The sequence below is a fragment of the Variovorax defluvii genome (assembly GCF_039541515.1).
GTDB lineage: Bacteria > Pseudomonadota > Gammaproteobacteria > Burkholderiales > Burkholderiaceae_C > Variovorax > Variovorax defluvii.
The window spans coordinates 49,720-59,206 of sequence record NZ_BAABGJ010000028.1; the positions used below are offsets into that span (position 1 = coordinate 49,720).

10 protein-coding genes are annotated in these 9,487 nt (G+C 65.8%); 5 read left to right on the forward strand and 5 right to left on the reverse strand.

Going from position 1 to position 9,487, the window contains the following annotated elements; genetic code table 11:
- Window positions 1-82: 82 nt before the first annotated feature.
- From ABEA07_RS15255 to ABEA07_RS15275, 5 genes are all read left to right on the forward strand, one after another.
- Complete coding sequence (locus ABEA07_RS15255) at window positions 83-2,203, forward strand: hydantoinase/oxoprolinase family protein (protein WP_345538872.1); 2,121 nt, start codon at window positions 83-85, stop codon at window positions 2,201-2,203.
- Entirely contained in the window at window positions 2,200-3,927 is a 1,728-nt protein-coding gene (locus ABEA07_RS15260) for a hydantoinase B/oxoprolinase family protein (protein WP_345538873.1), read from the forward strand. The genes ABEA07_RS15255 and ABEA07_RS15260 overlap by 4 nt, the downstream gene beginning before the upstream one ends.
- Window positions 3,928-3,973: 46 nt before the next feature.
- Window positions 3,974-4,975 carry an ABC transporter substrate-binding protein gene (locus ABEA07_RS15265; protein ID WP_345538874.1) on the forward strand — a complete coding sequence of 334 codons (1,002 nt, stop codon included), beginning with the start codon at window positions 3,974-3,976 and terminating at the stop codon, window positions 4,973-4,975.
- Window positions 4,956-5,777 carry an ABC transporter ATP-binding protein gene (locus ABEA07_RS15270; RefSeq protein WP_345538875.1) on the forward strand — a complete coding sequence of 274 codons (822 nt, stop codon included), beginning with the start codon at window positions 4,956-4,958 and terminating at the stop codon, window positions 5,775-5,777. Before ABEA07_RS15265 ends, ABEA07_RS15270 begins: the two co-directional genes overlap by 20 nt.
- A 159-nt stretch (window positions 5,778-5,936) precedes the next feature.
- Entirely contained in the window at window positions 5,937-6,734 is a 798-nt protein-coding gene (locus ABEA07_RS15275; RefSeq protein ID WP_345538877.1) for an ABC transporter permease, read from the forward strand.
- A gap of 80 nt (window positions 6,735-6,814) precedes the next feature.
- Here the strand turns inward: ABEA07_RS15275 and ABEA07_RS15280 are convergent, their stop codons facing one another.
- The 5 genes from ABEA07_RS15280 to ABEA07_RS15300 form a co-directional block, all read right to left on the reverse strand.
- Window positions 6,815-7,114, reverse strand: a complete 300-nt coding sequence (locus ABEA07_RS15280) for an immunity protein TriTu family protein (protein ID WP_345538878.1) — start codon at window positions 7,112-7,114, stop codon at window positions 6,815-6,817.
- Between the two features lie 264 nt (window positions 7,115-7,378).
- Window positions 7,379-7,684 carry an immunity protein TriTu family protein gene (locus tag ABEA07_RS15285; RefSeq protein WP_345538880.1) on the reverse strand — a complete coding sequence of 102 codons (306 nt, stop codon included), beginning with the start codon at window positions 7,682-7,684 and terminating at the stop codon, window positions 7,379-7,381.
- Between the two features lie 528 nt (window positions 7,685-8,212).
- Window positions 8,213-8,446, reverse strand: coding sequence for a hypothetical protein (locus ABEA07_RS15290; protein WP_345538882.1), 234 nt, complete (start codon window positions 8,444-8,446; stop codon window positions 8,213-8,215).
- A 526-nt stretch (window positions 8,447-8,972) separates the two neighbouring features.
- Complete coding sequence (locus ABEA07_RS15295; protein ID WP_345538884.1) at window positions 8,973-9,296, reverse strand: hypothetical protein; 324 nt, start codon at window positions 9,294-9,296, stop codon at window positions 8,973-8,975.
- Window positions 9,293-9,487 (reverse strand): hypothetical protein (locus ABEA07_RS15300; RefSeq protein ID WP_345538885.1); only part of this gene is annotated, 195 nt, incomplete at its 5' end. The genes ABEA07_RS15300 and ABEA07_RS15295, both read right to left, overlap by 4 nt.

The following is a 9,487-nucleotide window of genomic DNA, read 5'->3' on the forward strand; positions in this document are numbered from 1 at the left end:
CAAGTTGTACTAGCCAGTTAGTTAGTGAATGGCTCGGTGCATTATCAACCAGCCGCAAGGCTTGCGTGAAATCGGAGTGGTGATGAACTCAGGAAACAGTGCGCCCCAGGGCGTCCGGGTGGGGTGCGACATCGGGGGCACCTTCACCGACATCGTGTTGGCCATGCCCGACGGGCGGCTCTTCGTGAACAAGACCTCGACCACGCCGCACGACCTCGGCGAGGCCATCACGAGCGGCCTGGGCAAGCTGATCGCGCAGGCCGGCATCCGCGCCGGCGACATCACCGAGATCGTGCACGGCACCACCACGGCGTCCAACACCATCCTGCAGAAGGTAGGCGCGCGCACCGGCGTGCTGACCACCGAGGGCTTCCGCGACGTGCTGGAGATCGGCCGCATCCGCACGCCCACCATGTTCGACCTGGGCTGGTCCAAGCCCGAGCCGCTGGCCACGCGCCGCTGGCGGCGGGGCGTGCGCGAGCGCATCGACGCACAGGGCCGCGTGGTCGCGCCGCTGGACAAGGCGCAGCTGCTCGCCGAGGCGCAGCAGCTGGTCGACGAGGGCGTCGAATCGATCGCCATCTGCTTTCTCAACAGCTACATCAATCCGGCGCACGAGCTGGCCGCCAAGGCGCTGCTGGAGCAGCGCTTCCCGCAGCTGCTGCTCAGCGTCTCGTGCGAGGTGCTGCCGGAGATCAAGGAGTACGAGCGCACCAGCACCACGGTGGTCAACGCCTACATCCTGCCCGCCATGCGGACCTACCTCGCGCGCCTCAAGACCGACCTGGAGCGCATGGGCGTGCATGCCTCGCTGCAGGTGATGGCCTCCAACGGCGGCATGATGGGCATCGGCTCGGCCAGCGACAAGCCGGTCTTCGCCGTGGCCTCCGGCCCGGCCGGCGGCGTGGCGGGGGCGGCGCGGATCGGCGCGCTCGGCGGAGACGCCGACCTGATCGTCTTCGACATGGGCGGCACCACCGCCAAGGCGTCCATCATCACCCAGGGCGAGCCTTCGCTCACCAACGAGTACGAGTTCCGCGACGGCATCAGCGCGCCCAGCCGCTTCGTCAAGGGCGGCGGCTACGTGCTCAAGGTGCCTGCGATCGACATCGCCGAGGTCGGCGCGGGCGGCGGCTCCATCGCATGGATCGACGCCGGCGGCCTGCTCTGCGTCGGCCCCGAATCCGCCGGCGCGAGTCCCGGCCCGGCCTGCTACGGCAACGGCAACGAGCGGCCGACGGTGACCGACGCGAACATGGTGCTCGGCTACCTGAACCCCGAGGCGCTCGCCGGCGGCAGCCTCGCGGTGAAGCCCGGGTTGTCGAAAGCCGCCATCCTGCGCCACGTGGCCGAGCCGCTCGGCCTGGACCTGCTGGCGGCCGCGCACGGCATCCGACAGGTGGCGAACGTCAACATGGCACGCGCGATCCGCGCCGTGACGGTGGAGCGCGGCCGAGATCCGCGCGACATGTCGATGATCGCCTTCGGCGGCGGCGGCCCGCTGCATGCCGTGGCGGTGGCACGCCTTCTGGGCATCCGCCGCGTCATCGCGCCCATCATGGCCGGCGTGTTCTGCTCGGCCGGCATGCTCTCGGCCGACGCCGAGCACAACTTCGTGAAGGCCGTGCTGCGCCCGCTGGCCGACTGCCCGCCCGCCGAGCTGGCCGCCATCGGCAACGCGCTGACCGACAAGGGCTGTACCGTGCTGGCCTCCGAAGGCTACGGGCCCGACGATGCGAGCGCAGTGCTCGCCGCCGACCTGCGCTACCTGGGCCAGAGCTCCGAGCTCACCGTGCCGCTGCGTTCCGCGCAGATCGATGCGGCGACGATCGGGCAACTGACCCGCGACTTCCAGGCCTTGTACCACCAGACCTTCGGCTACAGCAGCGACGAGCCACTGGAGCTGGTGAACCTGCGCGTCTCCGCCCGCGGCCGCAGCCGCCAGCGGCTGGACTTCGGCGCCTGCCGCGTCGACGCCACCGCGCTCCAGGGCACGGCCGGCACGCGGCCGGTCAGCTTCGCCGCCGGCGAGGCGCCCGTGCCGACCCGCGTCATGCCCCGCGCCGCGCTGTCCGCGGAGCCGGTGCAGGGGCCGCTGATCATCGAAAGCTACGACACCACCATCGTGGTCCCGCCGCGCTGCAGCGCGCGCGCCGACCGCGTGGGCAACATCATCATCGACCTCCAGGAGCAGCCCGAATGAGCACGCAGCAGATCGACCCGATCACCTTCGCGGTGATCAAGAACGCGATGGACGCCATCGTCGACGAGATCGCCTACACCGTGCTGCGCACGGCGCGCTCCGAGATCGTCAAGGACGTGATGGACTACTCCGCCGCGATCTGCGACCGCCATGGCCAGATGGTCGCCCAGGCCAAAACCATCGCCCTGCACCTGGGTGCCATTCCCGAAGCCATGGCGGCCGTGCAGGCGCGCTACGGCGACCGCCTCGCGCCCGGCGACGCGGTGATCGTCAACGACCCCTACGAAGGCGGCATGCACCTGCCCGACATCTTCATGTTCGTGCCCTTCTTCTACCGCGGGCAGCTCGAAGGCTGGTGCGTCGTGATCTGCCACCACACCGACGTGGGCGGCCGCGTGCCGGGCTCGAACGCGAGCGACTCGACCGAGATCTACCAGGAAGGCCTGCGCATCCCGGTGATGAAGCTCTACGAAGCCGGCCAGGTCAACGAGACCCTGGAGCGCCTGATCGCCCAGAACGTGCGTGTGCCCGACCGCGTGCTCGGCGACCTGCGCGCGCAGTACGCCGCCTGCCAGGTGGGCGTGCGCGAACTGACCGGCCTGTTCGACCGCTACCAGCGCGAACCGGCACGCGCCTACCTGGCCGAACTGCTCGACTACGCCGAGCGCCTCACGCGCGCCGAGATCCGCACCTGGCCCAAGGGCACCTTCACCTTCGAGGACTTCATCGACGACGACGGACTCTCCGGCGAGGCGATCCCGATCCGCGTGGCCCTCACGGTGCACGAGGACCACGTCAGCGTCGACTACGCCGGCTCCTCGCCGCAGGTGCGCGCGGCCATCAACTCGACGCGCTCCTACACGCAGTCGTGCACCTACCTCAGCGTGCGCTGCGCGCTCAAGGGCGACGTGCCGAACAATGCCGGCGTGTTCCGCTGCGTGAAGATCGAGGTGCCCGAGGGCACGGTGCTCAACCCGCGCCAGCCGGCGGCCGTGGCGGCGCGCGCCCTCACCGGCTACCGCGTGTTCGACGCCATGCTGGGCGCGCTGGCGCAGGTGGTGCCCGACCGCATCCCGGCGGCCGGCGAAGGCGGTAACACGGTCGTGTGCCTCTCCGGCCAGCACCCCGATGGCAAGCCTTACATCATCGTGGACATGATCTGCGGCGCCTGGGGCGCACGGCCGCATGCCGACGGCATCGAGGCCATCACCAACGCATCGCAGAACCTGTCGAACACGCCGGTCGAAACGCTGGAGGCCCAGCACCCCGTGCGCGTCGAGGCCTACGAGCTCGAGGCCGACACCTGCGGCGCCGGCCGCTTCCGCGGCGGTCTCGGCATTCGCCGCAGCTACCGCGTGCTGGCCGACAACGTGCTGTTGCAGCTTCGCGCGGACCGCATGAAGTTCCAGCCCTACGGCCTCGAAGGCGGCATGCCCGCCAAGCCGGCCGTCAACTTGCTCACGCGCGGCGACACGGTCGAATCGTTGCCGAGCAAGGTGGGCATGCAGATTGCATTGAATGACCAGGTGACCCACATCCAGCCCGGCGGCGGTGGCTTCGGCGACCCGCTCGCGCGGCCCATCGAAGACATCGAGCGCGATGTCTGGAACCACAAGCTCAGCGCCGCATACGCTCGCGAGCACTACCGGGTGGTCGTGGATGCGCACACCGGCCGCGCCGATGTCGCCGCGACCGAGGCCCTTCGCCGGGCCGCCCTGCACTGACGATGCATCGACGACAAACCCCGAACCACCCCAACGGAGTAACACCATGAAGCGACGTACCTTGAACACCGGCCTGGCCGCCCTGCTGGCGATGCCCGCCCTTTCCCTCGCCAGCCGGACTGCCCATGCACAAGGCGCGGAGAAACTGCGCGTGCGCCTGGACTTCTCGCCCTGGGGCATGCACGGCGCCATGCACCTTGCCCAGCAGAAGGGGCTGTTCAAGGCCCAGGGGCTGGACGTCGAGATCCAGGACGGCACCGGCACCATCAACACGCTGCAACTCCTCGCGGCGGGCCAGGCCGACATCGGCCAGGTCGCGCTCGGCACCATGGCGGTGGCCAAGGAGAACGGCCTCGACCTCGTCTCCATCGCCGGCTTCGCGCGCACCGGCGACCTGGCCGTGTTGATGGACGAGACGCAGGGCATCAAGGCGCCCAAGGACCTGGCCGGGAAGAAGATCGTCTGTTTCACTACCAGCCCGTGGGCGCCCTTCATCGAGCCCTTCCTCAAGGCCAACGGCATGAGCAAGAGCAGCATCAACCTGGTGATGGTCGCGCCCAGCGCGATGATCTCCACCTACGCCTCGGGCAACGCCGACGGCTTCATGTCGCAGGCGCCCTTCGGCCAGCCGATGGTCATGAAGACGCGCAAGGCCTCGGCCCTGCTGCTGGGCGACAGCGGCATCAGCTTCCCGAGCTACGGGCTGGCCGTGACGCCGAAGCTGGCGGAGGCCAAGCGCGAGGCGCTCGCGAAGTTCGTGCAGGTTCAGGTGCAGGCCTGGCGCTACATCTACGACGGGCACATCGAGGAAGCCGTGAGCGCCATCGTCGCCCAGCGGCCCAACGCCAAGGTCGACCCCGACGTGATGCGCGGGCAGATCACCGCCTACCGCAGCTTCTTCGAAAGCCCCACCGGCAAGGGCCGCCCGATCGGCATGCAGTACGACAGCGACTGGGCCGCGGCGATCCAGTCGATGGAGCAGACCGGCCAGATCAAGCCCGGCCACAAGCCTTCGGAGTACTACACCAATGCGCTACTTGCCGTCTGACGTGCCGGCCGCCGCCACCGGGGACGTCGCCGTCCCGCCCGCTTTCCTCGAGATCGGCAAGCTCAACAAGATCTACCGCTCCGAGCGCAAGCCCATCCACGCGCTGCAGGACATCGACCTGCACATCCGCGAAGGCGAGTTCGTCTGCATCGTCGGCCCCAGCGGCTGCGGCAAGAGCACCCTGATGCGCTGCATCGCGGGGCTGGAGCCGATCAGCAGCGGCAGGCTGGCGCTGCAAGGCAAGGCGATCACGGAGCCGCCCGACGACATGGGCGTGGTGTTCCAGCGCGACCTGCTGCTCGAATGGCGCAACATCCTCGACAACGTGCTGGTCGCGGCCGAGTTCCACGACCTGGACCGTCGCCAGCACGAAGCCCGCGCGCGCGAGCTGCTGGGCCTGTTCGGCCTGTCGGCCTTTCTGGACCGTTACCCGCGCGAGCTGTCCGGCGGCATGCGCCAGCGCGTCTCCATCTGCCGGGCGATGCTGCTCGACCCGCAGCTGCTGCTGATGGACGAGCCCTTCGGCGCGCTCGACCCCTTCACGCGCGACGAGCTCAATGCCGAGTTGCAGCGGACCTGGCTCGCAACGAAGAAGACGGTGGTTTTCATCACGCATTCGATCACCGAGGCGGTGTTCCTCGGCAGCCGGGTGGTGATGATGGCGCGCGGGCCGGGGCGCGTCGCGGACATCGTGCCGATCGAGATCGAGCGGCCGCGCGGTTTGCAGGTGCGCGAGACGGCGGAGTTCGCGGCGTACGTCGCGCGCATCCGGGACACCTTCCGTCAGATCGGAATCACATGAAGCTCTCCCCCAGGCTCCCCCACTTCGTGTGGTCCGCCACCCCCCTCTCCGGGGGCAACACCAGCGGCCCGGCAAAGCCGGTTCCGCGGTGTTCCCCGACCCAGCTGCAGACTTTGATTCGCACTTGGTCACGCAATGACGTGACGGAAAGCTGAATTCATGAAGACCCTCTGGACCCGCACCGAGCGCAGCCGCCAGGCCATGCTCACCCTGCTGGTGATCCTCGCGATCTGGGAAGCCTGCGTGCGCGCGATCGGCATCCGCGAGTTCCTGCTGCCGGCACCGACGAAGATCCTCGCGCAGTTCCTGTCGCAGCCCGGCTATCTGCTGCTGCAGAGCCTGGACACGCTGCGCACCACGCTCTACGGCTTTGCGCTCGCGCTGGTGCTGGGCGTGGCGGCGGCCATCGGCATCGTGTATTCGCGCTTCCTGGACCGCACGCTCTACTCGCTGCTGGTGGCGCTGAACGCGGTGCCGAAGGTGGCGCTGGCGCCACTGTTCGTCATCTGGATGGGCACGGGCGTGATGCCGAAGGTGGCCATCGCGATGCTGATCGCGATCTTCCCGATCCTGATCGACACCGTGCTGGGGCTTCGTTCGACCGATCCGGACATGCTCGACATGGCGCGCGTCAATCACGCCTCACGGGCCAAGACGCTGTGGAAGATCCGCTTTCCGAATGCGCTGCCCAGCCTCTTCGCGGGGATGAAGGTCGGCATTTCCTTCGCATTGGTCGGCACCATCGTGGGCGAGTTCGTCGCGGGCGAGGCCGGGCTCGGGCACGTGATCCTGGTGGCGCAGGGCAGCTTCGACACCTCGACGGTGTTCGTGGCGCTGGCGCTGCTTTGCCTGCTGGGGGTGCTGCTGTTCAAGGCGATCGAGGTGGCGGAGGCACGGTACCTGGTGTGGCATGCGTCGCAGCGGGGGATGCCGGATATGGCGGGGGTGTCGGCCTGAGTCGTGGTGCCTGATGCGGATCAGGAGGCTTCGGGGGTCATGGGTTGAGGCGCTGACGCGGCCTCGCACCGGGCTGGCCGTTATGGCGGATCGACACGGAGCGCCCTGAATACTGGCGCAAAGAGATGCGAGAGATCTCGCCCTTCGTCGATGAGTCCGAAGCCCGAGTAGGTCACTCGCCCCGTTTCACGGGCGCTGACCTCGGCGTCGTAGTCGCCACTGTTCCAGAACGTGATGCGTGCGATGGCGAACGGCGCATCGAAGTTCAGGCGGGCCGAGCGGTTCTCGGGCTCGTCGTTCTCGGTGAGCTGGATTTTCAAGCTGGGTCCGGCGGTTTGGGCTTGGATGCGTTGAGCCCAGGCGATGAAGGTGTCCAGCATTTGATTTCCTTGCGTATGTGGTTGTGGAACGCGGCGGCGCAGTCCGGCGAGGAAGGGTGCCGGCCGAACGCCCTCACGTCATCGGTGGGCGCGGATCATAGGCAAACGAGACAATGCACACCAGACACGAAGAAAGTTCACTCTCCGTTAGCTCGCAAGAGCATTCGGACACATTGCATCGCCAAGACTGATATTTCGAGGGTCCTTTGCGGCGCGGGGTTGCATGCCCGTGTCGGGTGGACAGCACCAGCCGACTTCAGTGTTTCAATGGACCAGAGGGCACATCGACACGGAGAGCCCTGAATACCGGTGCAAAGAGATGCGAGAGATCTCGCCCTTCGTCGATGAGTCCGAAGCCCGAGTAGGTCGCCTGGTTTCACGGGCGATGACCTCGGTATCGTAGTCGCCACTGTTCCAGAACGTGATGCGTGCGATGGCGAATGGCGCATCGAAGTCCAGGCGGGCCGAGCGGTTCTCGGGCTCTTCGTTCTCGGTGAGCTGGATTTTCAGACTGGGTCCAGCGGTGTGGGATTGGATGTGCTGAGCCCAGGTGATGAAGGTGTCCAGCATTGATTTCCCTTGCGTATGTGGTTGTGGAATGGGTGCCGACTGCGGCCATTGTCGGCGAGGGTGTCGCCGGCGAGGCCGGGTCGGGCACGTGATCTTGGTAGCGCAGGGGAGCTACCGGCTTAGTGGTTCTGGGGCTGACGAAGTCAAGTCTGCTGCCTTTGACTCAAAAATTGATGCGCCGGCGAGTCCCTCAAATCCATCATGGCCAATAGCTCGCGGACGACGGCTTCCGCCTCGGTCGTCAACACTTGTCGGTTCTCTGCGCAGCCAATAGTTCATGCAGCTTTATCTTGAGAAGTCGATGGTGCGTCCGCAACGTCATCTCGGGTTCCTCGGTACATTGGTTGGATATCCTGTCACGATACTGCCGTTTGGCTCAACGACTACTTCAATGTCGATCACCGCGGCGTTCGGCATCGGGCCGTTCGCGGTGGGCAGGTAGATGTAGTTGGTGCTGCCCGCGCTGTTGGCCCAACCATCTCGGCGAGCAGGGTCCTACATGAACGCGAAGTCCTGCTTCTCTGCCTGTCAGCGTTTGAGGTCAGCCGCCGCCTCTTTAACTCTCTCGATGAACTCGTCGAGCGGAATGCGATGGCCGAGTTGCCCTGAGCGATCCGGGAAGGCTACGCAGAGACTGTCGCGCCCTTGCTCGCGGTCAAGAAGTAACAGTAGCTGACCATTGAAGTGCAACTCTGCGACCAGATGCTCATAGTCCGGCTCGCTTAGTACCACCAAATCCCAACCTTGGCTTTTCATAGTCATGGCCTCCTCGGCTCGATGAATCCCGTGAACTTCCCAGTTTGGTCGAACCGCGCGCCACGACCACCTTGGCTTTCACGAACGTCGGTTCCGCCACGATGGTTCGGCTCGTCTATGCGGGTTGGCGAGTTGACGATACCGTCAACCGTTCTCTGCCCCTGCTGATTCTTATCGGCTGGAGTTCCCTTTGCATGGTCGAAGGCACTGGCTGCTCGGTCTCCGTGCTTCTGTTGAGCCCGCCCGGCTTTCGTCAACTCGCCGCTGTCCATCGGCAGGGTCGAGTTCACCACTCGACGCTGGATCTGGTTTTTTTACCCCCTCGGAAAAGAGCCAATCCTTGATCGTGGCAAGACCTCTCCCGCAGCTCTGGAATGTATCCAACACGGCCTGCCGACACCCCTGTGTTAGTGCGCAGCCGACGCCAACTACAGAAAGCCCTGGCCCAATCGCTTGGGCCACCATTCCATCCGGATCTGGTCTTGAAGTTGACCCACTTTCACGGACGCTTTACCGTTTTGAACGGAAGAGGTCAGGAAGGGTAGGCCTCTGGGAAATGCTCTTGCTCGATCATGCGCAGAGCCCACGCACGAATTCGGCCTCGCCACGCCATCCAATATTCACCACTGCCTCTCATCTCTTCCTCTGTAGAAGGGTCCTGGGGCGATACGGTGATCCCCTCGGTCACCCATTCGTTGAGGGGTTCAAACGTAAAGGTCTTCTCCGACTTGTGAAGCTTGAGTTTGCCAATAGGCTTCCACTCTCGCTCCGGGTTGAAGTCAATCGACATGACCAGATAGGTCGCAAGGTTGACGCTGTCGGACTGACGCTCAAGGATTAGGTGCGCAAAGCTCATTCATTGCCCCCAGCTTTTTCCGAAGAGCGCTTTGTTCCTGAACACCACATCTGGGTGGTAGAGATCCTTCTCTCGGTTCTGTTGGTTCTGTAGGCTCCGGTGATGGAGGTGCGACTGAAGGTCCGTACGTAGCCTTCCGGCAAGGCAATGGTGACATTCAGCGGCCCAGCGCTTGGCAAGGCCGCGAGTCC

Bases quoted from the DNA above. Each gene is read 5' to 3' on its own strand.
- ABEA07_RS15280 (WP_345538878.1), bottom strand. From the start codon at position 7,114: ATGCTGGACACCTTCATCGCCTGGGCTCAACGCATCCAAGCCCAAACC.
- ABEA07_RS15265 (WP_345538874.1), top strand. From the start codon at position 3,974: ATGAAGCGACGTACCTTGAACACCGGCCTGGCCGCCCTGCTGGCGATG.
- ABEA07_RS15290 (WP_345538882.1), bottom strand. From the start codon at position 8,446: ATGACTATGAAAAGCCAAGGTTGGGATTTGGTGGTACTAAGCGAGCCG.
- ABEA07_RS15255 (WP_345538872.1), top strand. From the start codon at position 83: ATGAACTCAGGAAACAGTGCGCCCCAGGGCGTCCGGGTGGGGTGCGAC.
- ABEA07_RS15295 (WP_345538884.1), bottom strand. From the start codon at position 9,296: ATGAGCTTTGCGCACCTAATCCTTGAGCGTCAGTCCGACAGCGTCAAC.
- ABEA07_RS15285 (WP_345538880.1), bottom strand. From the start codon at position 7,684: ATGCTGGACACCTTCATCACCTGGGCTCAGCACATCCAATCCCACACC.
- ABEA07_RS15270 (WP_345538875.1), top strand. From the start codon at position 4,956: ATGCGCTACTTGCCGTCTGACGTGCCGGCCGCCGCCACCGGGGACGTC.
- ABEA07_RS15275 (WP_345538877.1), top strand. From the start codon at position 5,937: ATGAAGACCCTCTGGACCCGCACCGAGCGCAGCCGCCAGGCCATGCTC.
- ABEA07_RS15260 (WP_345538873.1), top strand. From the start codon at position 2,200: ATGAGCACGCAGCAGATCGACCCGATCACCTTCGCGGTGATCAAGAAC.